Raw genomic sequence first — 26,625 nt, 5'->3', positions numbered from 1 at the left:
TCGCCATGCTGCATATCGTGCAGACCCCGGCCGAGGCTGTTTCGGCGCTGTGGCGGCACCGCTGGCTGGCCGGCGGGGTGCTGGTCGCCGGCTCGGCGATCTCGTTGCAGGTGGCGCTGATGCAGCCGCGCAGCTTTGAAAGCTCGGCGCTGATCCAGATCGACAATCTGCAGTCGGTGAACCCCGAGGGCGATGCGCGCACCAGCCTGGCCAGCTCGGCCTGGCTCGAGCAGATCGAGGCGCGGCTGATGCGGCGCGACCACCTGCTGCAGATCCTGGACGATTACGGGCTGTTTTCCGACCTGCCGGCCACCGACAGCGAAAAGGTGGCGCTGCTGCGGCAGACGCTGCGGATCGTGCCGGTCAGCCAGCGCGCGCCCGTCTACGGGGTCGAGCCGGCGATGGGGCTGTTGCAGGTGACCGCGCAGGCCGATTCGGCCGAGTTGGCGGCGACGCTGGCCAATGACCTGGCCGCGCAGCTGGTGGCGCTGAACGCCGAGATCGTCGAGCAGCGGGTGCAGGAAACCGCCGCCTTCTACATCCACGAGGAAACCCGGCTGGAGCAGCAGATCGCCGACGTGGACGCGCGGATCTCGGACTATCGCCGGCGCAATTTCGACGTGCTGCCCACCGGGCTGCACAACCGCACCGAAGAGCTGTTGCAGCTGGGCGTCTCGATCCGCGAGATCGACGCCGAACTGGTGGGGCTGCGCCGCAAGCAGGCCGCGACGGACGACCGCGGCTCGGCGCTGGAACGGCAGGCGGCGGAAGAGCTGCAGCGGCAGATCTCGGTGCTCGAGACCCAGCGCGAGGCCCTGCAGGCGCGGGTCGCGGAAATCGAGGACACCGCCCGGCAAAGCGTCACCGCCGAGGCCGAGCTGGCGGCGCTGGACCGCGAACGCGACACGCTGCGCGAGCAGCTGGTGGGGGTGGCGAATCGCCGGGTGGCGGCGGAAAGCCAGCAGCGCCGCGACAGCTCGATGGTGTCGGATTCGTTCACCCTGCTGGAAAAGGCGGTGCCGCCGGATTACCCGATGTCGTCGCAGCGCAAGAAGATCGCGCTGGGCGGCGGGATGCTGTCGGTGCTGGCGGCCCTTGCCCTGACCCTGCTGATGGAGATGCGCCGCCCGGTGATCCGCACCGCCGCGCAGATGGAGCGGATCACCGGCCTGCGCCCGGTGATCGACCTGCCCGACACGAAACAGAAAAACCCGCGGCGCTGAGGCTCGCGGGTCCGGGATCGGCGCAGGACCAAAGATGGCCGCCGCGAGGGAGAGGCGGCTAGCAGCCGGTCCCGCGCAGGACCACCCGCACGGTCTTGAACAGCAGCGCGACATCGCCGCTCAGCGTCAGGCTGGCGTCATAGGCATCGTCGAACCGCGCCCGGTCGGCAAAGGCCGAAAGATGCCGCGCGCTGACCTGCCAGGGCCCGGTCAGCCCCGGCCGCAGCCGGTAATAGGCGTTCGAGGGGTACAGCTTCTGCTGGTCCAGCATCATCGGCCGCGGTCCGACCAGGCTCATGTCCCCGGCCAGCACGTTCCACAGCTGCGGCAGCTCGTCCAGCGAGGTCTGGCGCAGGAACCGCCCCATCAGCGTGATGCGCGGGTCGTCAGTCAGCTTCTGGCTGCGGTCCCATTCCAGCCGCGCCGCCGGGTTGGCCGCCAGATAGCTTTCCAGCATTTCATCGGCATTCGGCACCATGGTGCGCAATTTCCAGATGCGGAAGGCCGAGCCGCCCTTTCCGACGCGCAGCTGGGAATAGAAGGGATTGGCGCGCTCGATGATCAGCATCACCAGCGCGATCAACCCTACGGTGAAAAACACGATCGGCAATGCTGCCAGAACGAGTGCAATATCCAGCGCGCGCTTTCCACCATGACGATAGATCGGCGCCTTGACCCGCTGGAGCTTCGGATCTGCTGCAAAATCGTTGATCCGTTCGATACTCATACCACTTGCCCCCAAAACATAGGCGACTCTCCAATACGTTACACGGCTCACACGGCGGGTTATTGCCGAGCCCTATACATGAACTTTCAACCTATTGCGCCCGGCAGACCCGCAGATCTACCGGAACGCGCTTGCAGATTGGCAAGTTATCGCTCGCGTTGCAATTTATACATAAAGGTAGTTGACTGGCCGCCGTTAACGATCATTAACACAAGGTTAATGAGTTTGCCACCACGATTCGCTCGGGGGTGCGAGCTGGTCGAATCTCCCCATGGTTGTGTAAATGATGTGTTGAGCGGTCTGGACCTCCGGTCTAGTCTCCGCCGTCGACGGGCATTTTGCCCGCCTCTGTGCAGCAGGGCTGTGTTGATCGTCGCATGAACTCCAGACCTGACATCGACGGCCTGAGCGGGGCGGCTTTTCCCCGCGCAACGGCGGCGCCGCTGAACCCGGGGGCCGACCCATGACCGCCGCGGCGCAGTTCTCGCCCGATGTGGTGGTGATCGGGGCGGGCATGGGCGGCGGGCTGGCCGGCCGCGCCCTGGCCGAGGCCGGGCTGTCGGTGCTGTTTCTGGAACGCGGCCCGACCCCGCCGCGGCGGGCGGTCAACGCCATGGCCGCCGAGCCTGGCAATGCCAGCGCGCGCGAGTTGCTGGGCTGCTGGCCCGCCCCCACACGGGCGATAATCGGCGGCGTGCCCAGCCTGCCGGTGGCCAACCAGGGGGTGGGGCCGGGGGGCACTTCGGCGTTTTACGGGGCGGCGCTGGAACGCCCCGCCCGCCGCGACCTGGAAACCGTGGGCGCCATGGCCCACCCCACCGGCGGCTGGCCGGTCGGGCATGACGAGTTCGCGCCGTGGTTCGACCGCGCCCAGCAGCTGCTGTATCTGAGCGGCACCTCTGACCCGCTGGGCGATCCGCCTGCCGTGCCGCTGCTGACCCCGCCGCCGCTGTCCCCCGCGCATGAGGCGCAGGTGGCGCAGCTGCGCCGCCGCGGGCTGCACCCCTATCGCACGCCGCTGGGCATCCGCTACCTGCCGGGCTGCCTGGAATGCATCGGCCATCGCTGCCCGCTGTCCTGCAAGATGGACGGCCGCTCTGCGGGGGTGGAACCGGCGCTGGCCACCGGCCGGGCCCAGCTGTGGGACCGCGCGGTGGTGCGCCGCCTGCTGGGCCGCGGCCGCCGGGTCGAGGGGGTCGAGGTCGAGGTCGAAGGCCGCCTGCGCATCGTGCGCGCGCCGGTGGTGGTGCTGGCGGCCGGGGCGATGTCCTCGCCGCGGCTGCTGCTGGCCTCGGCCAGCGAGGACTGGCCGCAGGGCTGCGCCAATGGCAGCGGGCTGGTCGGGCGCGGGCTGATGTTCCACCTGGACGAGATGTTCGCGCTGTGGGCGCCCCGCGGCCTGTCGCGGCAGGGCCCGCGCAAGACCTTTTCGCTGCGCGACTTCTACGACGGCGCCGGGGTTCCCGGCCTGGAACCGGCGGCGCCCGAGCGGCTGGGGCTGGTGCAGGCGCTGGGGGTGCGGGCGGAATACGGGCTGATCCTGGCGGCGCTGCGGGCGCGGCTGGAAAGCTCGGCGCTCCACCGGCTGCCGGGGCTGCGGCTGGCGCTGCATCTGCCGGCGGCGATGGCCGCGCGGCTGCTGGGCAGCGCCGATCTGTATGCCGCGATGATCGAGGACCTGCCCAGCGACGAGAACCGCGTCCTCTACGACCCCGACAACCCCGACGACCTGCTGTTCACCTATGATTTCCCGGCCGAGCTGCTGGCCCGCCGCCACCGCCTGCGCCGGCAGCTGGTGCGCCGCTTCGGGCGCGGGCGGATCCTGTTCCTGAACCACCGGCCCGAGCCGAACCTGGCCCATGCCTGCGGCACGCTGCGGTTTTCCGACGACCCGGCGCGCGGGGTGCTGGACCGCGACTGCCGCGCGCATGAGCTGGACAATCTTTACGTGGCCGATGCCTCGTTCATGCCGACCTCGACCGGGGTGAACCCAAGCCTGACCATCGCCGCCAACGCCCTGCGCGTGGCCGGCATCATCGCGGCCAGCCGTTCCGCCAGCCGCAAGGGGGTGTCATGACCATCACCATGCCGGACCCGAGCAGAACCCCCGGCCAAGAGCCCGAGACCGGGCTTTTCCCGGTGGCGGCAGTGTCCGCGGGCTGCCGTGTGGCCGAGCTGCCGATCCGCGCGATGCGGATGGGGCGCCACGGTAGGGCGGACTCCAGCGCCGGGCTGGCGCCGCACGGCATGATCCTTGCAGTCCGGCGTCCCGCGCCCCTGGGCCGGCGCAGCCTGCCGGCCCTGCGCCGGCTGGACGGGGGCGGGCGATGATGCGGGACGCGGCCTCGAACCGGGACCCCGGCTCTCGCCCGCAGCGCCGGCTGGCGCGGCTGCTTCAAGGCGACGGGCTCGAGCAGCGGGCGCTGCGCGGCTCGCTGTGGACGGTCGTCGGCTTCGGCAGCTCGCAGGGGCTGCGGCTGGCGTCGAACCTGATCCTGACCCGGCTGCTGTTCCCCGAGATCTTCGGGGTGATGGCGCTGATCATGGTGGTGATCCAGGGGCTGAACAATTTCTCGGATGTCGGCGTCGGCCCGGCGATCATGCAAAGCCGCCGCGGCGACGACCGCGATTTCCTGAACACCGCCTTTACCATGCAGGCGGTGCGCGGGGTGATACTGTGGCTGGGCTGCGTCGTGCTGGCGGTGCCGGTAGCGCGGTTCTACGACACGCCCGAGTTGGCATGGTACCTGCCGGTCGCCGGGTTCGTCTCGGTCATCAACGGCCTGCTGACCACCCGCCTGGAAGAGGCCAACCGCCACCTGCAGCTGGGGATGCTGACGCGGATCGAGCTGGCGTCCTCGGCCCTGTCCATCGTGCTGACGGTGACGCTGGCGGCGGTGATGCGCTCGGCCTGGGCGCTGGTGATCGGGATGGTGATCGGGGCGGCGATCAAGTGGCTGCTGGCCGAGCGGCTGCTGCCGGGAGAGCGCAACCGCTTCCGCTGGGACCGCAGCGCGGTGGCCGAGCTGGTCGGGTTCGGCAAATGGATCTTTCCCAGCACCATCGTCGGCTTTGGCATCGGCCAGGGCGACCGTGCGATCCTGGGCAAATACCTGACGCTGGACGAGCTGGGCATCTACAACATCGCCTATTTCCTGGCCAGCTTTCCGCTGCAGCTGGCGATCGCGGTGATCTGGCGGCTGATGATCCCGGTCTATCGCGAATATCATCAGGGTCCCTCGCCGATGCTGACCTACCGGCTGCGGCGCATCCATTGGGGGCTGACCGGCGGTTTCCTGGCGGTGCTGGTGACGATGGCGGCGCTGGGGCCGTGGATCGTGGCGCTGCTTTACGACCCGCGCTACGAATCCGCCGGGATGATGCTGCCGATGATCGCCTGCGCCACCATCCCGCAGATCGTGATGCTCAGCTACGACCAGGCGGCGCTGGCGAACGCCGACAGCAAGCGGTTTCTGGTGGTGACCGCGGTGCGGGCGACGCTGTTTCTGTCGCTCTACTGGGTGGGGGTGCATTTCGCCGGGCTGCCGGGGGCGCTGGTCGGGCAGGCGCTGGGGGCGATGCTGGCCTATCCGGCGGTGGTGTGGATCGCGCGGCGCCACCAGGTGTGGGACCCGCTGCATGACGCGGTGTTCCTGTCCGCGGGGGCGCTGGTGGCGCTGCTGGTGCTGTGGTTCTGACGGGCCGGGCGGGGGTGTGTTGCCCTTGGGGATCGTCGATGAAAACTCCGGGCGGCCGCGCTCAGCCCTCGCGGCGCTGGCGCCGTGCGGCCAGGTATTCCCCCGGCAGGATCGCCGCGCATTTCGCATAGCGCGGCCCCAGCCGCCGCGGGGCCGAGGCGGCGCGCCACAGCCATTCCAGCGCCAGCCCCCGCACCAGCGCCGGCGCCCGTGTCTGCGCCCCGGCGATGAAGTCGATGCCCGCGCCCACCGACAGAAACCCCATCGCCGGCAACAGCTCGCGCCCGCGGGCGGCGAGGATTTCCTGCTTGGGCGCCCCGAGTGCAAGGAACGTCACCCGCGCCCCGGTCGCGCCCAGTTTCGCCAGCAGGGCGTCGGCCTGCGGTCCCCTTGGGTCGAACCCCATCGGCGGCGCGATCCGCGCCACCACCCGCAGCCCGGGGCAGAGCGCCTCCAGCCGGGCGGCGGCGGCGTCCAGCACCTCGGCGGTGCTGCCCAGCAGCGCGACTGGCGCATCCTCGTCCGCCGCCAGCGCCGCCATCGGCAGCACCAGATCCGAGCCGGGGACCAGCGCCACCCGGTGCCCCGCCGTGCGCGCCAGCCACACGATCGGGTTGCCGTCGGCCACGATCAGGTCCTGGGCCGCATAGGCCCGGCGGAAGCCGGCATCGCCGCGCAGCTTGACCAGGTGGTCCAGGTTGATCGTGGCCACCGCAAAGCCCCGCCCCTCGCGCAGCCGCTGCCGGATTTCCGCCAGCAGAGTCTCGCGATCCGGCATATTGACCGTTATGGTGGTGTCCTCGTAACGGAACTTCATCGCGCCGGCCCGCCCGTTACGGCCAGCCGCAAGGCCCGCAGCAAGGAACCATCGCCCCGTGCCCAGCAGTCCCGTTGCATTCCTGGCCCTGGCGCTGTGGTTCCCGCTGACATTCGTGCTGTTCGCCCGTATGGCGCCGCTGCGGGCGCTGCTGGTTTCGGTTCTGGGCGGCTATCTGCTGCTGCCGCCGCTGGTTGCCTTCGACCTGCCACTTCTGCCGGCGCTGGACAAGCTGGCAATCCCGGCGATCGCCTCGTATCTCGCCGCCTGGACGATCCGGGGCGAGCGGGCGCCGCTGTTCGGCGCCGGGATCTGGGCGGCCCTGTGTCTGGCGCTGATCATCGGCGGCGGGGTCGGCACGGCGCTGACCAACGGGGATGCGCGCTTCGTCGGCGGCGGCGTGGTGCTGCCCGGCCTGTCGCTGCGCGACGGGCTGTCGATGGTCATCAACATCCTGCCGCCGCTGCTGATCTGGGCGCTGGGGGTGCGCTATGTCCGCAGCCCCAGCGACCTGCGCGAGCTGCTGGGGGCGCTGGTCGCGGCGATGCTGCTCTATGCGGTGCCGATGCTGGTCGAAGTGCGGATGTCCCCGCAGCTGAACGTCTGGGTCTACGGGTATTTCCAGCACCAGTTCGACCAGATGGTCCGATTCGGGGGATACCGCCCCATCGTGTTCCTGGAGCACGGCATCTGGGTGGCGCTGCTGACCTATATGGCCGCCCATGCCGCGGCGCTGCTGACCCGCCTGTCCGCGCCCGAGCGCCGGCGCCGGCTGCTGGCGGCGCTGCTGGCGCTGCTGGTGATGGTGGTCCTGTGCCGGACGCTGGCGGCGTGGATCTATGCGCTGCTTTTCGTGCCGCTGGTGCTGGCGGCGCCGCCCTGGCTGATCGGGCGGGTGGCCGTGGCGATGGCGGCGGCGGTGTTCTGCTACCCGCTGCTGCGGCTTTACGGGCTGGTGCCGATCGACTGGATGCTGGAAATGGCGGGCAAGGTCAGTGTCGACCGCGCGAGCTCGCTGCAATATCGTTTCGACAACGAGCGGGTGCTGCTTGAGCATGTGCAGATGCGCCCGCTGTTCGGCTGGGGCGAATGGAACCGCAACCACGTCTTCGACGTGGACGGCAGCATCCTGACCGTCACCGATGGTGAATGGATCATCGTGATGAGCTCGCGCGGGGTGGTGGGCTTTGCCGGCCGGTTCGGGCTGCTGGTGCTGGCGGTGCTGCGGGCGGCGCAGGCGGCGCGGCGGGCGGTAAATCAGGGCGCGGGCGGGCAGGCGCCGTTGCTTTTCGCCGGCACGGCGCTGATGCTGGCGGTGAACATGGTCGATCTGGTTCCCAACGCCACCATGACCCCGCTGACCTGGCTGCTGGCCGGGGCGCTGCTGGGGGCGGCGCAATCTGCGGGTGAGCTGGCCGAGGATCCGGCCGCAACCCCCGAGGATCCGGGCCCGGCCCGGACCCTGATCTGACCGTGCTGCGACAGGCTGTATAAATAGACAGAGTTTTTGTTCATATTGACTGCTGTATACCCGTTGCCGGATCTGGCGATATCTGACTGTGGTTGTGTTTAATGAGGGGCGATGCACGCATGGATATGCAGGACAGGCCCGGTTCGGGCGACATCGCGATCGTCGGGATGGCCGCGCATCTGCCGGGGGCGGGCTCCATCGCCGAGTATTGGGACAACCTGCGGCAGGGCGTCGAATCGATTCGCACCCTGACCGAGTCCGAGCTGCGCGAGGCCGGAGAAAGCCCGTCCCGGATGCGCCAGCCGAACTACGTCCCCGCTGCCGCGACGCTGGACCGCTTCGACCATTTCGATGCCGAGTTCTTCGGCCTGTCGCCGAAAGAGGCGGCGATCATGGACCCCCAGCACCGCCAGTTCCTGGAAACCGCGTGGGAGGCGATGGAGAACGCCGGCCACACGCCGGAAGGTCTGGGCCGCCCCATCGGCGTCTTTGCCGGCTGCGGCATGGGCAGCTATTTCTATTTCAACGTCTGTTCCCAGGACGAGCTGGTGCGCTCGACCGGCATGTTCCTGCTGCGCCATACCGGCAACGACAAGGATTTCCTGTCCACCCGGGTCAGCCATATCCTCGACCTGACCGGGCCCAGCATTTCGGTGCAGACCGCGTGCTCGACCTCGCTGGTGGCGATCCACATGGCCTGCCAGTCGATCCAGCGCGGCGAATGCGCCATGGCGCTGGCCGGCGGCGTCACCATCGAGCTGCCCCACGGCCGCGGCTATCTGTATCAGGACGGCGAGGTGCTGTCCCCCGACGGGCATTGCCACGCCTTCGACCACCGCGGGCAGGGGACGGTGTTCGGGTCCGGCGCGGGCTGCGTGGTGCTGCGCCCGCTGGCCGATGCGCTGGCCGAGGGCGACCATATCTGGGCGGTGATCCGCGGCAGCGCCATCAACAACGACGGTGCGGCCAAGGCCGGCTATCTGGCGCCCTCGGTCGACGGGCAGGCGGCCGCGGTGGCGGCGGCGCATCGCGCGGCGGGCGTCAGCGCCGACAGCATCGGCTATGTCGAATGCCACGGCACCGGCACCTATCTGGGTGACCCGATCGAGATCGCCGCCCTGACCGAGGCTTTCGCCGAAACCGGCACGGATGCCGCGCGCTGCCTGGTGGGCAGCGTCAAGACCAATATCGGCCATCTGGACACCGCCGCGGGGGTGGCCAGCGTCATCAAGGCGTCGCTGGCGCTGCATCACGCGGAAATCCCGCCCTCGCTGGGGTATGAGGCGCCGAACCCCTCGATCGACTTCGCGCATTCGCCGTTCGCGGTCTGCGACCGGCTGACGCCGTTCCCGCAGCAGGGGGCGCCGCGGCGGGCGGGGGTGAACAGCCTTGGCGTCGGCGGCACCAACGCGCATCTGGTGCTTGAAGAAGCGCCCGCGCGCGCGCCATCCGAGGAGCCGGATTTCCCGTTCCAGCCGCTGGTGGTCTCGGCCCGCAACAAGGCGGCGCTGGATCAGGCCACGACGCGGCTGGCCGCGCATCTGCGCGCCCATCCCGAACAGAAGCTGGCCGATGTCGCCTTTACCCTGATGCAGGGGCGGCGCCAGTTCGACCATCGCCGCATCGTCGTGGCCAGTGACCACGACACCGCCGCCGCGCGGCTGGAATCGGGCGACCAGCGGCAGGTGTTCACCCACCAGCATCTGGGCGACCGCCTCGAGGTGGTGTTCATGTTCCCCGGCGGCGGCGCGCAATATGCGCAGATGGCGCGCGGGCTTTACGACACCGAGCCCGAGTTCCGCGAGTGGATGGACAAGGGCCTGTCGCATCTGGCCCCGATGCTGGACTATGACCCCCGCGCCGTCTGGCTGCCCGAGCCGGGGCAGGAAGCGGCGGCCGAGGCGGCGCTGACCAGGCCCTCGGTCCAGCTGCCGCTGATCGCGATCACCGAATATGCGCTGGCGAAGCTGTGGATGAGCTGGGGCGTGCAGCCCTCGGCGCTGATCGGGCATTCGATGGGCGAAAACGTCGCCGCCTGCATCGCCGGGGTGATGTCGTTTCAGGATTGCATCGGGCTGGTGCACCGGCGCGGGCAGCTGTTCGACAGCGTGCCGCCGGGGGGGATGCTGTCGGTGCCGCTGTCGGTCGATGCGGTGCGGCCGTATCTGAGCGATGATCTGGACATCGCCTCGGTCAACGCGCCCGAGCTTTGCGTGATTTCCGGCCCCGATGCGGCGCTGGATGCGTTGGCCGCGCGGCTGGCGGCGGATGAGATCACCCCCCAGCGCATCCGCATCGACATCGCCGCACATTCCCGGATGCTCGAGCCGATCCTGGCCGATTTCGGCGCGCATCTGCGCGGGATGAAGCTATCGGTGCCCAGGCTGCCGGTGATTTCCAACCGCACCGGCACAGAACTGACCGCCGCGCAGGCGACCGACCCGGAGTATTGGGTCGCGCATCTGCGCAATACCGTGCATTTCGCCGACGGCATGGCGCATCTGAGCCGCGACAAGGGGCGGGTTTATCTCGAGGTCGGGCCGGGGCGGACGCTGGCCTCGCTGGCTGTGGCCAACGGGGTGCCGGCCAACCAGTCGCTGGCAACGCTGCGCCACCCCGACCACCAGGTCGCCGATGATGAGTGGTTCATCGCCACGCTGACCCGGCTGTGGGCGCTGGGGGTGGCGGTGGACTGGCCGCAGTTCTGGGGCGATGTGCCGCGGCAGCGGGTGGTGCTGCCGACCTACCCGTTCCAGCGCCAGCGCTATTTCATCGACCGCGCCGCGACCGTCGCCCGCGACGACACCGCCCGTTTCCCCGAACGGGTGGACGACGTGGCCGACTGGGGGTGGGAGCCGTTCTGGCTGCGCCGCAGCGCCGAGATCGCGGTGGATGCGCTCGACCGCGCGGAAAAGCGCTGCTGGCTGTTCCTGTCGGATGGGCAGGGCTTGGGCGCCGCGGTGGCCGCCCCCCTGCGCGCCGCCGGGCATCGGGTGATCGAGGTCTTGGCCGGCGACAGTTTCGCCCGGCTGGATCAGGACCGCTATTGCATCTCGGCCGAGCGCGGGCGCGACGACTACGACCTGCTGCTGGGCGATCTGGTGGCGCAGGGTCTCGCCCCCGACCGGATCGCGCATTTCTGGCTGGCCGCGGATGAGGGTTTCCGGCCGGGGTCGAGCCTGTTCCACCGCAATCTGGAACAGGGGTTCTACAGCCTGACCTTCCTTGCGCAGGCGATGGACGAGGCCGGGCTGCCCGCGCCCTGGCATCTGACCGCGATCACCAGCGGCGCGGCGGCGCTGCCGCTGCGCGGGGGTGTGGGCGGCGCGGCCGGAGCCTCCGGCGGGGATATTTCGGGACAGAAGATCGAGCGGCTCGCCCACCCGGAAAAAGCCGCGATTGCCGGCCCGCTGGGGGTGATCCCGCGCGAATTCGCCGGGGCGAGCTGTTCCAGCCTGGATATCGACCCGGGGATGCCGCCGGCCGACACCGCCGCCGAGGTTCTGGCCGAGCTGCTGGCACCCCCCGGCCGCCGCACCGCCGCCCTGCGCGCCGGCGTGCGGTATGAGCGTAACTGGCGGCCCCGGGCGCTGCCCGCGGCTGAGGCTGCGGCGCTGCCGCGGGGTGCGGTCTGCCTGATCACCGGCGCCTTTGGTGGCATCGGCCTGACCGTGGCGCGGCGGCTGTGGCGCGACCATGGCGCCCGGCTGGTGCTTTTGGGCCGCAGTGCCCTGCCGGAACGCGGCGAGTGGCCGGCGCTGATCCGGCAGGCGCCGCCCGGCGACCCGCTGGCAGTAAGGCTGCGCGCGGTCGAGGCGCTGGAGGCCGAGGGCGCCGAGGTGCTGACCCTCGCCGCCGACATCTGCAACGTCGAAGAGGTCGAGGCCGCCCGCGCTGCCGCCGAGGCCCGGTTCGGCCGCATCGACGCGGTGATCCATGCCGCCGGCGTGGTCGACGACGCGCCGATCCTGGCCAAGACCCCGGAATCCATCGAGCAGGTTCTGGCCCCCAAGCTGCATGGCACCATGGTGCTGGACAGCGTGTTCCCGGACGGCTCGGTCGGGCTGATCGTGGTGTTTTCGTCCTCGTCCACGGTGACGACGCCGCCCGGGCAGCTGGATTACGTCGCCGCCAACAGCTTCCTGAATGCCTGGGCGGAATCGCGCGCTGGCGGGGCCACGCGGGTGCTGGCGATCAACTGGGGGATCTGGGCCGATGTCGGCATGGCCGCCGCGGCGCTGGCGCCGCCCGCGCCTGCCGCGCCGACGCCGATCACCCGGCCCCTGCTGGCCGAGGCCGGGTTCGATCCCGACGGCCGGCGGCTGTTTTCGGGGGTGGTGGACCACCGCGACTGGATCATCGACGGCCACCGGCTGGCCCAAGGCCAGGCGCTGCTGCCCGGCACCGGCTATCTGGAGCTGCTGGCCGAGGCGCTGGCCGAGGTCGAGGCCCCGGGGCCGCTGCGCATCACCGACCTGACCTTCCTGCGGCCGCTGCTGGTGGCGGATGGCGAGCAGGCGCGCATCCGGGTGCGGCTGACCCGCACGCAGGGCGGCTATGACGCCGAGATCCGCAGCGCGGTGGCGGTGGACGGCAGCACCGGCTGGCTGCTGCACGCCGAGGCGCGGGTCGAGACCGATGCCGCCGCGCCCCCCACGCTGGACCTTGCCGCGATCCGCGCCCGCTGCCCCGCGCCCGAGCGCGGCGAGGGGCTGGTGACCGATCAGGAACGCCACCTGCGTTTCGGCCCGCGCTGGCGGGTGCTGCAAAGCCGGGCCTTGGGCACGGGCGAGGGCATTGCCGATCTGGCGCTGCCGCCGCAGTTCCGGGGTGCGGATGCCGGATACCTGCTGCATCCGGCGCTGCTGGACATCGCTACCGGCTGGGCGATGCGGCTGATCGAGGGCTATGACGACGCAAGGCTGTGGGTGCCGCTGGGCTATGGCGCGATCACCCTGACCGGGGCGCTGCCTGCGCAGATCGTCAGCCATATCCGCAACGCTGCCCCCAACCGCGACGGCGACGGGCTGGCGCGGTTCGACATCACCCTGAGCGACCCCGATGGCCACGTGGTGGCCGAGATCGCCGGCTTTACCCTGCGCCGGATCGAGGGTGCGCTGGACCTGTCCGCCACGCCCGACGCGCGCGAGATCGCCTTTGACGCCGCCGATGCGCCGCGCCAGATCGGCCCGGCCGAGGAGCAGCTGCGCCACAATCTGTCGCAGGGCATCCACGCCGACGAGGGGGCCGAGGCGTTCCTGCGCGCCATCGCCAGCGGCGCCGGGCAGCTGGTGGTCAGCTCGATCCCGCTGCCGGCGCTGATCGCGCAGGCCGATGCCGGGGCGGATGCGGCGAAACCCGGCGCCACCGAGTTCGAGCGCCCCGAGCTCGACAGCGAATTCGTCGCCCCCCGCAACGATATCGAGCGCACGCTGGTCGGGTTCTGGAAGGACCTGCTGGGCGTCGGCAACCTGGGGGTCGAGGACAGTTTCTTCGACCTTGGCGGGCATTCGCTGATCGCGGTGCGGCTGTTTTCGATGATCCGCAAGACCTATGCGGTGGATTTCCCAATCTCGATCCTGTTCGAGGCCCCGACCATCGCCGCCTGCGCCGCGCTGATCGAGGCGCAGATCGGGCCGGCGGGCGATACCGCCGAGCCGGCGGCAGACAGCGCCCCGGCCGAGGTCACCCCCATGCGCCGCCACACCCATCTGGTCGCGATGCATCGCGGCGACGGCGGGCCGCGCACGCCGTTCTTCCTGGTGGCGGGGATGTTCGGCAACGTGCTGAACCTGCGCCATCTTGCGCAGCTGTTGGGCCATGAGCGGCCGTTCTACGGCCTGCAGGCGCGGGGGCTGTTCGGGGACGCGCCGCCGCATGAGGATTTCACCGACGCCGCCCGCGATTACATCGCGGAAATGCAGCAGGTGCAGCCGCAGGGGCCGTATCTGGTCGGCGGGTTCTCGGGCGGCGGGCTGATCGCCTGGGAAATCGCCCGCCAGCTTGAAGAGGCGGGCGAAACCGTCGCCGTCACCGTGCTGCTGGACACGCCGCTGCCGATGCGGCCGGTGCCGGGGCGGGTGGACAAGGCGCTGATCAAGCTGGCGCTGTTGCGCGAGGAAGGCCCCGCCTATCTGTCGCGCTGGGCCCGCGAACGTGCCGAATGGAAGCGCGCGCAACGCAATCCCCGCGCGGTCGAGGATGCGCACCAGCTGCACAACTCGGCGATCGAGGCGGCGTTCTATGCGGCGCTGCCCCGCTTCGACATGGTGCGGCGCGACGGGCGGGTGGTGCTGCTGCGCCCGCCGCTGGACCGGCGCTTCAAGGTGTCGGGCGGGCGCTGGATCAGTGCGGCCAAGGAATATGTGATGGAAGACAACGGCCTGACCCCGCTTTCCCCCGCGCTCGAGGTGATCGAGGTGCCGGGGGACCACGACAGCATGGTGCTGGAACCCAACGTCCGGTTGCTCGCCTCGCATCTGCGGCGCATCCTGGCGCAGGCGGAAGCGGCGCCCATGCGCCAGGCGGCGGAATGACCATGACGGTGCTGCACGCGATCATCCTGAACTGGCGTACGCCGGACATGACCCTGCGCTCGGCCGAGGCGCTGGTGGCGGCGATGGCGGGCATCGACGGCGCCATCACCATCGTCGACAACGACAGCGGCGACGGCTCTGAGGGTGCCATCGCCCGCGGCATCGCCGAACGCGGCTGGGACCGGGTGCGGCTGCTGCAATCGGGCCGCAACGGCGGTTTCGGCGCCGGCAACAACCACGCGATCCGGGCCGGGCTGCCGGACGGGCGGCGGCCGGATTTCGTCTATCTGCTGAACTCGGACGCGTTTCCGGCTCCGGATGCGGTGCGGGCGCTGCTGGACCACATGCTGGCGCATCCGCGGACCGGCATGGCCGGCAGCTATATCCACGGCCCCGACGGCGACCCCCACACCGCCTGTTTCCGCTTTCCCTCGGTCGCGTCCGAGTTCGAGGGCGCGGCCGTCACCGGCCCGATCACCCGGCTGCTGCACCGCCATGTGGTGCCGCGGCCGATCCCCGACCGGCCCACGCGCATGGACTGGGTGGCGGGCGCCAGCCTGATGATGCGGCAGGACCTGCTGGACGAGATCGGCATCTTCGACGAGGAGTTCTTCCTTTATTTCGAGGAAACCGACCTGTGCCTGCGCGCCGCCCGCGCCGGGTGGCAGACCGATTTCGTGCCTGCCAGCCGGGTGATGCATATCGGCTCGGTCTCGACGGGGATGAAGACCTGGGCGCGGACGCCCGACTACTGGTTCGACAGCCGCCGCCATTACTGGCGCAAGAACCACGGGCAGCTGCGCTATCTTGCCGCGACCGGCGCGGTGGTCGCCGGGTCTATGATTGCCCGGCTGCGCGGGCGCCGCGCGGCAGCCCCGGGGTTCACCCGCCAGCTGCTCGCCCATATGCTGACCGGCCCCCGGCCAGCCCCCGAGTCACATCGTTAGAGGTTTTCCATGTCCGTTTCGGCGCTTTTCATCGGTAACGAATCGCTTCTGGTCCAGTGCGCCGAGCATTGGCTGGGGCGCGGCCTGACCATCGCCGCGGTGGCCACGCGCAACCCCGACATCGCCCGCTGGGCCGAAGGGCGCGGCATTCCCCTGCGCGCGCAGGATGATCTGCGCAGCCCCGAGGGACTGGATTACGACTGGCTGCTGAGCGTGGCGAACCTGTCGATCATCCCGCAGCCGCTGCTGGACGGCGCGCGGCGCGGCGCGGTGAACTTTCACGACGGGCCGCTGCCGCGCCACGCCGGGCTGAACGCCCCCGCCTGGGCGATCCTGGGGGCCGAGCCGCGCCACGGCATCACCTGGCACCTGATCGAGGGCGGCATCGACGAGGGCGACATCCTGGTCTCGCGCGAGTTCGAGATTGCCCCGGACGACACCACTCTGACGCTGAACGCCCGCGCGTGGGAAGCCGCGGTGGACAGCTTCCCCGAGCTGGCCGAGGCGCTGCTTACCGGCGCGCCCGCGCGGTGCCCGCAGGACCTGTCGCTGCGCAGCTATCACCCCCGCGACAAGCGTCCCGCAGCGGCGGGGCGGCTGGGCTTCGACCGCCCGGCGGCCGAGGTGGCGCGGCTGGTCCGCGCGCTCGACCACGGCGATTTCGCCAACCCGCTGGCGCTGCCCAAGCTGTGGCTGCGGGGGCGGCTGCTTTCCGTCCGCACCGCTGCGCTGGCCGAGGGCGCCGGCGCGCCCGGCACGGTGCTGGCCGCCGATGACACCGGCCTGACCGTCGCCTGCGCCAGCGGCGCCGTGCGCCTGTCGGGGCTGCGCGAGATGGACGGGACCGAGGTCGCCGCCGCGGACGCGGCGCAGCTGGGCGAGGTGCTGGCCTCTGCCCCCGCCGATGAGGTCGCGCGGATCGACGCCGCCATCGCCGCCGTCGCCGGGGGCGAGGGCGCGTTCCGCCACGCGCTGGCTCTGGAACCCGCCGCGCTGCCCTTTGCGCAGCCGGGGCAGGGTGCTGCCGACTGGCAGGAGTTCCCGCTGGGCGCCGCCGCGACGCCCTCGGCGCTGGCGCTGTGGGCCGCGCAGCTGGCGGGGCGCGAGCGCGTGTATCTGGCCTTTGCCGATGGCAATGCGCCGCGGCTGCCGGGGTATCTGTCGGGCTGGGCGCCGCTGCCGCTGGCGGGCACCGGGCCGCTGGAGCGTATCGCCGCTGATGCCGAACAGGGGTTCCAGCGCGCCCGCCGCTGGCCCGAGTTCGCCGTGGACCTGCCGCTGCGCGACCCTGCCATCGGGGCCACGCTGATCCCCGCCATCGGCTGGTCCGACGCGAACCGCCCGGTCCCCGGCACCGTGTTGACCGTGACCGCCGACGGGCGGCTGCTGGCGGACCTGTCCCGCATCGACCGGATGGGCGCGCAGCTGCTGGCCGCGCGGCTGGCGCATTTCACCCCTGCGGTCGCCGCAGCCGCCAGCGACGCCGATGCCGCCACCATCCCGACCATGCCCGAGGCCGAGCGCCAGCTGCTGCTGACCGGCCTGAACGGCACCGCCTGCGCCGTCCCCGACCACTCGATCCACCGCGCGTTCGAGGCGCAGGCCGCCCGTACTCCCGGCGGCGCCGCGCTGACGCATGAGGACCGGACCCTCACCTATGCGCAGCTGAACGCCCGCGCCAACCGGCTGGCGCATCTGCTGCGGCAGATGGGGGTGGGGCCGGGCACGGTGGTGGGGCTGAACCTGCGCCGCTCGCCCCTGCTGCTGGTGGGGGCGCTGGGGATCCTCAAGGCCGGCGGCGCCTATCTGCCGCTGGACCCGGCCTATCCTGCCGACCGCATCGCCCTTTATGTGGAAGATTCCGGCGCCCCGGTCATCATCACCGAAACCGCGCTGGAACCCGCGCTGCCCGACAGCGACGCCGAGCTTCTGGTGCTGGACGCCGAGCCGCGGCTGGCCGCGATGCCCGAAACCAACCCCGAGGGCGGCGCCGCGCCGGAGGATCTGGCCTATCTGATCTACACCTCGGGCTCGACCGGCCGCCCCAAGGGGGTGATGCTGGAACATCGCAACGTGGCGAACTTCTTCGCCGGCATGGACCAGCGCATCCCCGACAGCGACGGGCGGGTGTGGCTGGCGGTGACCTCGCTCTCGTTCGACATCTCGGTGCTGGAGCTGTTCTGGACGCTGGCCCGCGGCTATCATGTCGTGCTGATGGGCGAGGAAGAGCGTGCGCTGGTGTCCGCCGGCAGCCGCATCAGCGCCCGCAAGATGGACTTCAGCCTGTTCTACTGGGGCAACGACGACGGCGTGGGGCGGCAGAAATACCGCGTCCTGCTGGAGGGCGCGAAGTTCGCCGACCAGCACGGGTTCTGCGCCGTCTGGACGCCGGAGCGGCATTTCCACGCCTTTGGCGGCCCCTATCCGAACCCCTCGGTCACCGGGGCGGCGGTTGCAGCTGTAACGACCAACCTCGAGGTCCGCGCCGGGTCCTGCGTGGCGCCCCTGCACCATCCGATCCGGGTGGCCGAGGAATGGGCGGTCATCGACAACCTGACCAACGGGCGCACGGCGCTGGGCATCGCGTCCGGCTGGCACCCCGAGGATTTCGTGCTGCGCCCGGAAAACGGCCCGCCCAACAACAAGGCGGCGATGTTCGACACCATCGACAAGCTGCGCCGGATGTGGCGGGGCGAGGCGGTGCCGTTTCCGCTGAACGACGGGCGCATGGTCGATGTGGTGACGCAGCCGCGCCCGGTCAGCCGCGAGCTGTCGATCTGGGTGACCACCGCCGGCAACCCCGCCACCTGGCGCGAGGCCGGCGAGATCGGCGCCAACGTGCTGACCCACCTGCTGGGCCAGTCGGTCGAGGAGGTCGGCGAAAAGATCGCCATCTATCACGACGCGCTGCGCAAATCCGGCCGCGATCCGGCGGATTTCAAGGTCACGCTGATGCTGCACAGCTATATCTGCCACGACCGCGAGGTGGCGCGCGAACGCGCCCGCGGCCCGATGAAGGATTACCTGCGCTCGGCCGCGGCGTTGGTCAAGCAATACGCCTGGGCCTTTCCCGCCTTCAAGAAACCGCAGGGCGTGACCAACCCGATGGACATCGACCTGCGCAGCCTGGATGCCGAGGAGACCGAGGCGATCCTCGATTTCGCCTTCCAGCGCTATTTCGAGGATTCGGGCCTGTTCGGCACCGTCGAGGACGGGCTGGCCCGGGTCGAACAGCTCAAGCGCATCGGCGTGGACGAGATCGCCTGCCTGATCGACTATGGCCTGCCCTGCGAGACGGTGCTGGAAGGGCTGGCGCCGCTGGCCGAGATCCTGCGCCGCAGTAACATGGCGCCCGAGCTGGCCTCGGACGATTGGTCGATCGCCGCGCAGATCACCCGCCACCGCGCCACGCATATGCAATGCACGCCCTCGATGGCGCGGATGATCGCGATGAACGACGACGCCCGCGCCGCCATGGGCGGGCTGCGCCATCTGGTGCTGGGGGGCGAGGCGCTGCCGGCGTCGCTGGTGGGTGATCTGACCCGCGCCGGCGCGCGCCGGATCACCAACATGTATGGCCCGACCGAGACCACGATCTGGTCCACCACCGCCCCCGCCGGGGTCGCGGACCCGGTGGTCAGCATCGGCACCCCCATCGCCAACACCCAATGCTATGTGCTGGATGCGGACGGCCAGCCCGTGGCCCTGGGCGCCGAGGGCGAGCTTTGGATCGGCGGCGAGGGCGTGGCCCGCGGCTACTGGCAGCGCCCCGACCTGACCGAGGACCGGTTCCGCCCCAACCCCTTCGCCCCCGGCCGCATCTACGGCACCGGCGATCTGGTGCGCTGGCGTCCCGACGGGCAGGGCGGCGCCAAGCTCGAGTTCCTCGGCCGCGCCGACCATCAGGTCAAGCTGCGCGGTTATCGCATCGAGCTGGGCGAGATCGAGGCCGCCGCCGAGGAATGCGCCGGCGTCCGGCAGGCGGTGGTGATCTGCCGCGAGATGGGTCCGGGCGACCTGCGGCTGATCGCCTATCTGACCGGCGATCACCAGCTGTCCACCGATGCGGTCAAGCGCCATCTGGCCGAGCGCCTGCCCCCGCATATGATCCCTGCGCATTTCGTGCGGCTGGCCGAGTTCCCGCTGACCCCCAACCGCAAGGTGGACCGTAAGGCGCTGCCCGACGTGGTGGAAAGCGCCGATGCGGTGGCCGAGGATTTCGTGGCGCCCTCGGACGGGATCGAGGCGACCATCGCCGCGGTCTGGGCGCGGGTGCTGAACCGGCCGCGGATCGGCTCGCGCGACAATTTCTTTGCGCTGGGCGGGCATTCGCTGCTGGCGGTGCAGGCGCACCGGGAAATCCGGGCGGCGCTGGGCGGGGGCGTGCGGCTGTCGATTACCGACATCTTCCGCTTTCCGACGCTGGAATCGCTGGCAGCCCATCTGTCCGGCGGCACCGCGGACGACAGCGCCCGCAAGGAGGCCGAGGCTGCCGAGGAAACCGCCCGCGCCGATGCCATCGCGCGGCGCCGCGCGCTGCGGGCGCAGCGCGATGGCGGCTGAGGCCGTCCTGACCGGGACAAGCGCCGCCCGCACGGTGGCGACGCTGTTTCCCCCGGGCATCGGCGTCGGCGCCTGCGTGGTCGGGCAGGGCGGGCCGCTGCTGGGGGCCGAGGCCGCCGCCATGGCGCGCGCCGTCCCGGCCCGGCAGGCCGAGTTCGCCGCCGGCCGCCACGCCGCGCGGCAGGCGATGGCACGGCTGGGCCTGCCCGCAAGTCCGATCCCGATGGGCGAGGACCGCGCCCCGATCTGGCCCGCCGGCGTCACCGGCAGCATCACCCACCACGGGGCGCTGGCCTTCGCGGTGGCCGCGCGCGCCGGGGCGCTGGCGCTGGGGCTGGACGCCGAACCCGACGAGGAACTGCCCGGCGATCTGCTGCCGCTGATCTTTCCCGATCCGGCGGAACAGCGCCTGTTGGCGGCCTCGCCCCAGCCGCTGCGCCGTGCGCGCGAAGGCTTCGCCGCCAAGGAGGCCGCCTATAAATGCCAGTTCCCGCGCAGCCGCCAGCTGCTGGAGTTCACCGACCTGCGGCTGGAAACGCTGACGGCGGATGCGGCGACCCTGCGCTTTACCCGCGCCGCGCCGCCCTATCCGGCGGGTGCGGTGCTGCCGGTGCGGCTGGCGCGGGCCGAGGGGCTGGTCATCGCGGCCTGTGCGGATCCCCGGCCCGATCCTGCGGGGGCGGCAGATGCGTCAGGATGATCCGGCTGCGATGCGCAAACGCGGTCTCGTCGTCGTGGCCGTGGGCGGCCTTGGCGGTCGCCGCGATCATCCGCGCCAGCGTTGCGCGATGACGGTGCAGCAGGGCCAGTTCCTGCGCCAGCAGGTCCGGCCGCCCGTCGGGGACCAGCGCCCCGGCCCCATTGTCCGCGATCAGCGACTGCTGGAACGGTCCCTCATAGCCGATCAGCGGCGCGCCCGAGACCAGCGCCTCGATCAGCACCCGCGGCGATTCCGGGGTGCGGTGGCAGAACAGCAGCGCATCGGCATCCCGCAGCGCCGCCAGCACCGCGGCCCGGTCGGAAAGGAACCCCGGCGCCGTCACCTGCCCGGCCAGCGGTCCCTGGGCGATGCGGGCGCGCAGCGCCTCGATCTGTTCGCCCCCGCCGATCCAGCTGGCGCGCAGATCGACGCCGGCCTGCGCCGCCAGCTCCAGCGCCTCGATCCAGTCGAGCGGGCCTTTCATCGTGTCGGCGCGGCCGACATAGACCAGCCGCAGCGGCCCGCCCGCGCCTGCGCGCGCGGCCTTGGCGGCCAGCGCCTTGGCCGGGATCAGGTCGGCGGCGCGGACGTGGATGTCGTGGACCAGATGCGGATCGCGGCTGAAGCGCGCGTAATGGTCGAAGGTCGCCTGCCCGTGGAACAGCCCCAGCGTCGCGCGGCGCACCGCGCGCCGTTCCAGCGCCGCCATCGGGCGCCAGATCAGCTGCGCCTTGAGCCGGCGGCGCAGCCGCGGGGCGCCGACGGCCTCCATCCGCGTGACCTCGGATTCCACGCGGTCGGTCCAGACGGCATGGGGGCGGCCCATGCGACAGGCCTCGGCGCAGGCCAGCGCGCCCCAGTCGCCGACCAGCCCGCCGATGGCAAAGGACAGGTAATCCGCGCGCGCGATCTCGTCGCGGATCAGCCGCCGCACGGCGGGACGGGCGCGCAGGAACCGGCCCAGCGTCCAGGCCTGCGGCACCGGCAGCAGCCGGATGCGCTCCAGCGCCGGGCCGACCCGCTCGACCGGCACCCAGCTGGCCGGGGCAGGGGCGTCGGAAACCGGCATGATCGCCGTCACCTGCGCGAAATGCGCCGCCCACAGCCGCAGGCCGTTGCAGGCCTGATCCTCAAGCAGAAGCTGCGCGCCGTCCCGGTGCAGCGGCACCGGCGCATAGATCAGCAGGCTTGCGTCGGCTGGTTCTGGCATTCGCGGCCTACTCCTGCATATTCTGGGGAAACAGCGTCTTGAACAGGAAACCGCACATGACCGCCCAAGGCAACCATGGTTAGCCGCCGGCAGGGGTTGCTGGGGGCCGCGGGGGTGCTGGCTGCGGGCGCGGCCGCGGCGCTGGGCTGGCGCCGGCAGCGCCGCGCCGGGCCGCCGATGCCCGAGCCGTTGCCGCCTGAGGATTATCGCGCCGCGCAGCCCCGGCTGGCGCCGCCGGTGCCGCCGGTCAAGGTCTATCACCTGGGCCACAGCCTGGTCGGGCGCGACATGCCGGCGCTGGCCACTGCGCTGGCGGGGCCCTTGGGCGGGCAGGACCACGCGGTGCAGCTGGGCTGGGGCGCCTCGCTGATGCAGCACTGGCAGGGCGACGCCGCGGTGCCCGGGTTCGAGCGCGAGAACGCGCATCCGCATTTCCGTCCGGTGCGGCAGGCGCTGGAATCGGGCTGGGCCGATGTGCTGGTGCTGACCGAGATGGTCGAGCTCAAGGACGCGATCCGCTGGCACCACTCGGCGCATTACCTGGCGCAATGGGCGCTGCTGGCGCGGCAGGCCCGCCCAGACCTGCGCATCTATCTTTACGAAAGCTGGCACCAGCTGACCGACCCCGAGGGCTGGCTGGAACGTATCGACCGCGACCTGCCCGAACTGTGGGAACAGCAGATCCTGCGCCGCGCGCTGGCGGTGCCGGGGGTGGGGCCGATCCACCTGATCCCCGGCGGGCAGGTGATGGCCGCCGTCGCCCGCGCCGCCGAGGCGGGGCAGGTCCCCGGCGTCACCTCGCGCGAGCAGCTGTTTGCCCGCGACGATGCGGGCGCGCCGGACCCGATCCATTTCAGCGATCTTGGCGCGCTGGTGGTGGCGCTGGCGCATGTGGCGGTGATCCACCAGCGCCTGCCCGAGCCGGCCCCGGCCCCGCTGACCGCCGCCGACGGCCGCCCGATCGACGTCGCGCCCGACACCCTGGCCGCGCTGCACCGGATCGTGGCGGCCACCATCCGCCGCTTTCCGCAAACCGGGATTCCGACATGATGCTGCGCCTTGTTCTTGCCCTGCTGGCGTTCCTGGCCCCGGCTGCGGTGCTTTCCGCCCCGCAGACCGTGCTGCGCGACGACATCGGCTTTGGGCTCGAGGGGATTTCCGACTGGACGGCAGAGCAGCCGTTCCTGGACCTGATGAAGACCGCGCGGCCCTGGATCGGCCATCTGCCCGACCAATGGGGCGGCTGGGACCATCAGCGGCTGCGGGCCGAGGGGTTTCTGGACGAAAACGGCTGGCTGAAGGCCCTGCCCGCGGAGGTGACCGGCGTGTCCACGCTGGTGCTGACCGACCTGCCCGAGGGCGCCGCCGACACCGCCGGCCGCTATGAGCTGCGCTGGGACGGCCGCGGCGCGCTGTCGGTCGAGGGCCGCGTGTCGCGGCTGGACCTGCGCCCCACCCTTGCGCGGTTCGATTTCACCCCCGGCGAGGGGATGGTGGTGCTGACCATCCGCAAGACCGACCCCGCCGACCCGATCCGCAACCTGCGGCTGGTGCGCGAGGATCGCCGCGCGCTGCTGGAATCGGGCGAGATCTTCAACCCCGATTTTCTGGCGCGGATCGAGGGCGCGCGCACCATCCGCTTCATGGACTGGATGGCGACGAACGACGCCACCCTGGTCGAGGCCGCCGACCGCCCCCGCATCGACGACTATGCCTGGACGGTGAAGGGCGTCCCGGTCGAGGTGATGGTAGAGCTGGCCAACCGTATCAAGGCCGATCCCTGGTTCACCATGCCGCACACCGGCTCGGACGGGCTGGCGCGGGAATATGCGGCGATCGTGGCGCGCGATCTCGATCCCGGGCTGCGCGCGCATGTCGAGTTCTCGAACGAGATCTGGAACTGGCAGTTCCAGCAGGCGCAATGGGCCGACGACCACGCGCAGGAACGCTGGGGCATCCGCGATGCCTGGGTGCAATACGGCGCGGTGCGCGCGGCCGAGATCGCGGCAATCTGGACCGAGGAGTTCGGCGATGCCGCCCCCCAGCGGCTGGTGCGGGTCATCGCCACCCAGACCGGCTGGCTGGGGCTGGAGGACGACATCCTCAACGCGCCGCGCGCCCGGCAGGTGGAACGCACGCTGCGGCCGCCGGTGGAAAGCTTCGATGCCTATGCGGTGACCGGGTATTTCGGCCATGGCTTCGGCAGCGAGGAGTTCCGCCCGGTCTGGCAGCAATGGCTGGCTGGCGCGGGCGGCGACATGGCGGCGGTCTTCCCGCAGGCGGCGCAGGCGCTGCTAGACGATCCGCGCACCGATTCCCTGGAGCGGCTGCTGACCGAGATCCTGCCCCATCATCGCAAGGTCGCCGATCAATACGGGCTGAAGCTGCTGATGTACGAGGGCGGCACCCATGTCGTCGGGCAGGGCCCGGTCGTCGACGACGAACAGGCAACCGGGTTCTTTCTGGCGCTGAACTACTCGGACGAGATGGCGGCGCTGTATCGCAGGCTGATCGACGGCTGGGCGGAACTGGGCGACGGCCCGTTCATGGCCTTTGTCGACGTGTCCGCGCCGTCGAAATGGGGCAGCTGGGGCGCGCTGCGGCATCTGTCCGACGACAACCCGCGCTGGCAGGCGCTGCGCCGGGCGGCGGACGAGTGATCCTGTCGGTCATCATCCCCGCCAGCAACGAGGAACGCTGGCTCGGCGCCTGCCTCTCGGCGCTGATCGCCTCGGACCCGGTGGCGGGCGGGGCGGAAATCATCGTCGCGGCGAACGGCTGCCGCGACCGCACCGCCGAGGTGGCGCGCGCGGCGATCCCGGAGGCCGCCGCCGCGGGTTGGCAGCTGACGGTGATCGAGCGGGCCGAGGGCGGCAAGCCCGCCGCGCTGAACCATGCCGACCGCGTGGCGCGGGGGGAAATCCGCGCCTATCTGGACGCCGACGTGATCGTTTCACCCCCGCTGCTGGCGGCGCTGGCGCGGGGGCTGGGGGCGCGAGAGGGCGCGGCCTATGGCTCGGGGCGGCCGCGGGTGACGGCGCAAAGCCGGCTCAGCCGTGCCTATGCGCGGTTCTGGTCGCGGCTGCCCTTTGCCCGCAGCACTGCGCCGGGCTTCGGGCTGTTCGCGGTCAACCGCGCCGGCCGCGCCCGCTGGGGCGAGTTCCCGGCGATCATTTCCGACGACAGCTATGTGCGGATGCTGTTCCAGCCGTCCGAGCGGATCGAGGTCGCCGCCCCCTACGACTGGCCGATGACCGAGGGTTTCGCCGCGCTGATCCGCGTCCGACGCCGCCAGGACGCCGGCGTGGCCGAGATCGCCGCCCGCTGGCCCGAGCTGCTGGCGAACGAGGGCAAGCCGCGGCTGGGCGCGGGCGGGGTGCTGCGGCTGGCGGCCGCCGATCCTGCGGGGTTCGCGGCCTATGCGGCGGTGTCGCTGGCCGTCCGCATGGGGCGGGACAGCGGCACCTGGGCAAGGGGACGACAATGACCGCGCGTATCGCCTATCTGCTGAACACCTATCCGCAGCCCAGCGTCACCTTTATCCGCCGCGAGATCGCGGCGCTGGAGCGGCAGGGGGTAAAGATCCACCGCTTCGCCATGCGCTCGGACCGTGCCGGGCTGAAGGACGCAGCCGATCTGGCGGAACATGAGCGCACCGAGTTCGTGCTGAAGGCCGGCGCCCCGCGGCTGCTGGCCGACATGGGCGCGCGGCTGCTGGCCGAGCCGCGGCGGTTCCTGTCGGCGGCCAAGCTGGCGCTGCGCATGGGCGGGCGGCACCCGCAGGGGCGGCTGCGGCACCTGATCTATCTGGCCGAGGCCGCGCATGTCGCCGCCCGCGCCCGCGCGCTGGGGATCACCCATCTGCACGCGCATTTCGGCACCAACGCCGCGGCGGTGGCGGCGCTGGTCCGGGCGATGGGCGGGCCCGGCTACAGCTTCACCGTCCACGGCCCGGAAGAGTTCGACGCTCCGCAGGCGCTGAGCCTTGCCGACAAGATCGCCGGCGCCCGCTTCGTCGCGGCGATTTCCCAGCACGGGCGCAGCCAGCTGTTCCGCTGGGCGCGGCTGGGGGATTGGGACAAGCTGCGGGTGATCCATTGCGGCATCGCCCCCGCGGCCTTTGCAGAGCTGCCCGACCCGCCGCCGCTGGCGGGACGGCCGGTGCATCTGGTCAATATCGGCCGCTTTGCCGAGCAAAAGGGGCAGATCCTGCTGCCCGCGGCGCTGGCGCAGGCGGTGGATCAGGGCGCGGATGTGCGGCTGACGCTGGTCGGCGACGGCGCGCTGCGCCCGCAGATCGAGGCCGCGATCGCCGCCACCGGCATGGGCGGGCGGATCCGGCTGGCCGGCTGGCTGGACGACCGCGGCGTGCGCGAGGCGCTGGCCCAGGCTGACGCGCTGATCCTGCCCAGCTTCGCCGAGGGCCTGCCCGTGGTCGCGATGGAGGCGATGGCCGCCGGCCGTCCGGTGATTTCCACCTGGATCGCCGGCACGCCGGAACTGGTGCGCGACGGGCGCGACGGGCTGCTGGTGCCGGCGGGCGACATCGACGCGCTGGCGGTCGCCATCGCCCGTTTCTGCGCCCTGCCCGGGGACCAGCGGCTGGCGATGGGCCGCAGCGCAAGGGCGCGGGTGGCCGGGGCGCATGACATCGACCTGATCGCCGCCGATCTTGCCGCCGCCTTTGCGGAAACCTCCGGGGCGTGATCGCCGCGGCCGGGGTGGGGCGGAAG

At 71.3% G+C, this 26,625-nt stretch carries 16 protein-coding genes; 13 read left to right on the top strand and 3 right to left on the bottom strand.

Annotation, left to right across the window (positions count from 1 at the left end):
- Positions 1-5: 5 nt before the first annotated feature.
- Positions 6-1,223 (top strand): GumC domain-containing protein, encoded by a 1,218-nt coding sequence (locus tag BUB57_RS14700; RefSeq protein WP_073068368.1) that lies wholly within the window; start codon positions 6-8, stop codon positions 1,221-1,223.
- Between the two features lie 58 nt (positions 1,224-1,281).
- Here the strand turns inward: BUB57_RS14700 and BUB57_RS14695 are convergent, their stop codons facing one another.
- Complete coding sequence (locus BUB57_RS14695; RefSeq protein ID WP_073068366.1) at positions 1,282-1,950, bottom strand: sugar transferase; 669 nt, start codon at positions 1,948-1,950, stop codon at positions 1,282-1,284.
- A 463-nt stretch (positions 1,951-2,413) separates the two neighbouring features.
- On the opposite strand from BUB57_RS14695, the gene BUB57_RS14690 reads away from it, so the two are divergent.
- Genes BUB57_RS14690 through BUB57_RS14680 form a run of 3 tightly spaced genes read left to right on the top strand, consistent with a single transcriptional unit; the run spans position 2,414 to position 5,648 of the window.
- Positions 2,414-4,027: a GMC family oxidoreductase gene (locus BUB57_RS14690; RefSeq protein ID WP_073068364.1), complete on the top strand. Its 1,614-nt coding sequence runs from the start codon at positions 2,414-2,416 to the stop codon at positions 4,025-4,027.
- Positions 4,024-4,281 carry a hypothetical protein gene (locus BUB57_RS14685; RefSeq protein ID WP_073068362.1) on the top strand — a complete coding sequence of 86 codons (258 nt, stop codon included), beginning with the start codon at positions 4,024-4,026 and terminating at the stop codon, positions 4,279-4,281. Before BUB57_RS14690 ends, BUB57_RS14685 begins: the two co-directional genes overlap by 4 nt.
- Positions 4,278-5,648 (top strand): oligosaccharide flippase family protein, encoded by a 1,371-nt coding sequence (locus BUB57_RS14680; protein ID WP_143159747.1) that lies wholly within the window; start codon positions 4,278-4,280, stop codon positions 5,646-5,648. The genes BUB57_RS14685 and BUB57_RS14680 overlap by 4 nt, the downstream gene beginning before the upstream one ends.
- A gap of 61 nt (positions 5,649-5,709) precedes the next feature.
- Here the strand turns inward: BUB57_RS14680 and BUB57_RS14675 are convergent, their stop codons facing one another.
- Entirely contained in the window at positions 5,710-6,465 is a 756-nt protein-coding gene (locus tag BUB57_RS14675; protein ID WP_073068360.1) for a WecB/TagA/CpsF family glycosyltransferase, read from the bottom strand.
- Positions 6,466-6,523: 58 nt separating this feature from the next.
- Here BUB57_RS14675 and BUB57_RS14670 point away from each other — a divergent pair, with 58 nt between their 5' ends.
- From BUB57_RS14670 to BUB57_RS14650, 5 genes are all read left to right on the top strand, one after another.
- A complete protein-coding gene (locus tag BUB57_RS14670) occupies positions 6,524-7,936 on the top strand; it encodes a hypothetical protein (RefSeq protein ID WP_073068358.1) in 1,413 nt (470 codons plus the stop codon).
- Between the two features lie 119 nt (positions 7,937-8,055).
- On the top strand, positions 8,056-14,472 hold the full coding sequence (locus tag BUB57_RS14665; RefSeq protein ID WP_234952100.1) for a type I polyketide synthase: 6,417 nt from the start codon (positions 8,056-8,058) through the stop codon (positions 14,470-14,472).
- A complete protein-coding gene (locus BUB57_RS14660; protein ID WP_073068355.1) occupies positions 14,469-15,419 on the top strand; it encodes a glycosyltransferase family 2 protein in 951 nt (316 codons plus the stop codon). Before BUB57_RS14665 ends, BUB57_RS14660 begins: the two co-directional genes overlap by 4 nt.
- 9 nt (positions 15,420-15,428) lie before the next feature.
- Positions 15,429-19,982 carry a MupA/Atu3671 family FMN-dependent luciferase-like monooxygenase gene (locus BUB57_RS14655; RefSeq protein WP_073068353.1) on the top strand — a complete coding sequence of 1,518 codons (4,554 nt, stop codon included), beginning with the start codon at positions 15,429-15,431 and terminating at the stop codon, positions 19,980-19,982.
- On the top strand, positions 19,972-20,682 hold the full coding sequence (locus BUB57_RS14650; RefSeq protein WP_143159746.1) for a 4'-phosphopantetheinyl transferase family protein: 711 nt from the start codon (positions 19,972-19,974) through the stop codon (positions 20,680-20,682). Before BUB57_RS14655 ends, BUB57_RS14650 begins: the two co-directional genes overlap by 11 nt.
- Here BUB57_RS14650 and BUB57_RS14645 read toward each other — a convergent pair.
- Positions 20,621-21,892, bottom strand: a complete 1,272-nt coding sequence (locus tag BUB57_RS14645) for a glycosyltransferase (protein WP_073068351.1) — start codon at positions 21,890-21,892, stop codon at positions 20,621-20,623. The two genes, BUB57_RS14650 and BUB57_RS14645, sit on opposite strands and share 62 nt — an antisense overlap.
- 75 nt (positions 21,893-21,967) lie before the next feature.
- Between BUB57_RS14645 and BUB57_RS14640 the strand changes: the two genes are divergently transcribed.
- The 4 genes from BUB57_RS14640 to BUB57_RS14625 are packed head-to-tail and all read left to right on the top strand — an operon-like array spanning position 21,968 to position 26,599.
- Positions 21,968-22,942 carry a hypothetical protein gene (locus BUB57_RS14640; RefSeq protein WP_234952099.1) on the top strand — a complete coding sequence of 325 codons (975 nt, stop codon included), beginning with the start codon at positions 21,968-21,970 and terminating at the stop codon, positions 22,940-22,942.
- Positions 22,939-24,552, top strand: coding sequence for a hypothetical protein (locus BUB57_RS14635; RefSeq protein ID WP_073068349.1), 1,614 nt, complete (start codon positions 22,939-22,941; stop codon positions 24,550-24,552). The genes BUB57_RS14640 and BUB57_RS14635 overlap by 4 nt, the downstream gene beginning before the upstream one ends.
- Positions 24,549-25,379, top strand: a complete 831-nt coding sequence (locus BUB57_RS14630; RefSeq protein WP_327082973.1) for a glycosyltransferase — start codon at positions 24,549-24,551, stop codon at positions 25,377-25,379. Before BUB57_RS14635 ends, BUB57_RS14630 begins: the two co-directional genes overlap by 4 nt.
- Positions 25,376-26,599 carry a glycosyltransferase gene (locus tag BUB57_RS14625; RefSeq protein WP_073068347.1) on the top strand — a complete coding sequence of 408 codons (1,224 nt, stop codon included), beginning with the start codon at positions 25,376-25,378 and terminating at the stop codon, positions 26,597-26,599. Before BUB57_RS14630 ends, BUB57_RS14625 begins: the two co-directional genes overlap by 4 nt.
- Positions 26,600-26,625 lie beyond the last annotated feature (26 nt).

It is taken from the genome of Paracoccus solventivorans (genome assembly GCF_900142875.1).
Taxonomy (GTDB): Bacteria; Pseudomonadota; Alphaproteobacteria; order Rhodobacterales; family Rhodobacteraceae; genus Paracoccus; species Paracoccus solventivorans.
This window is presented reverse-complemented; position numbering and strand designations above follow the sequence as displayed.

What these genes read in the sequence shown, in the direction of transcription:
- BUB57_RS14700 (WP_073068368.1), top strand. Translation starts at nt 6, where the DNA reads ATGCTGCATATCGTGCAGACCCCGGCCGAGGCTGTTTCGGCGCTGTGG.
- BUB57_RS14695 (WP_073068366.1), bottom strand. Translation starts at nt 1,950, where the DNA reads ATGAGTATCGAACGGATCAACGATTTTGCAGCAGATCCGAAGCTCCAG.
- BUB57_RS14690 (WP_073068364.1), top strand. Translation starts at nt 2,414, where the DNA reads ATGACCGCCGCGGCGCAGTTCTCGCCCGATGTGGTGGTGATCGGGGCG.
- BUB57_RS14685 (WP_073068362.1), top strand. Translation starts at nt 4,024, where the DNA reads ATGACCATCACCATGCCGGACCCGAGCAGAACCCCCGGCCAAGAGCCC.
- BUB57_RS14680 (WP_143159747.1), top strand. Translation starts at nt 4,278, where the DNA reads ATGATGCGGGACGCGGCCTCGAACCGGGACCCCGGCTCTCGCCCGCAG.
- BUB57_RS14675 (WP_073068360.1), bottom strand. Translation starts at nt 6,465, where the DNA reads ATGAAGTTCCGTTACGAGGACACCACCATAACGGTCAATATGCCGGAT.
- BUB57_RS14665 (WP_234952100.1), top strand. Translation starts at nt 8,056, where the DNA reads ATGGATATGCAGGACAGGCCCGGTTCGGGCGACATCGCGATCGTCGGG.
- BUB57_RS14660 (WP_073068355.1), top strand. Translation starts at nt 14,469, where the DNA reads ATGACCATGACGGTGCTGCACGCGATCATCCTGAACTGGCGTACGCCG.
- BUB57_RS14655 (WP_073068353.1), top strand. Translation starts at nt 15,429, where the DNA reads ATGTCCGTTTCGGCGCTTTTCATCGGTAACGAATCGCTTCTGGTCCAG.
- BUB57_RS14650 (WP_143159746.1), top strand. Translation starts at nt 19,972, where the DNA reads ATGGCGGCTGAGGCCGTCCTGACCGGGACAAGCGCCGCCCGCACGGTG.
- BUB57_RS14645 (WP_073068351.1), bottom strand. Translation starts at nt 21,892, where the DNA reads ATGCCAGAACCAGCCGACGCAAGCCTGCTGATCTATGCGCCGGTGCCG.
- BUB57_RS14640 (WP_234952099.1), top strand. Translation starts at nt 21,968, where the DNA reads ATGGTTAGCCGCCGGCAGGGGTTGCTGGGGGCCGCGGGGGTGCTGGCT.
- BUB57_RS14635 (WP_073068349.1), top strand. Translation starts at nt 22,939, where the DNA reads ATGATGCTGCGCCTTGTTCTTGCCCTGCTGGCGTTCCTGGCCCCGGCT.
- BUB57_RS14625 (WP_073068347.1), top strand. Translation starts at nt 25,376, where the DNA reads ATGACCGCGCGTATCGCCTATCTGCTGAACACCTATCCGCAGCCCAGC.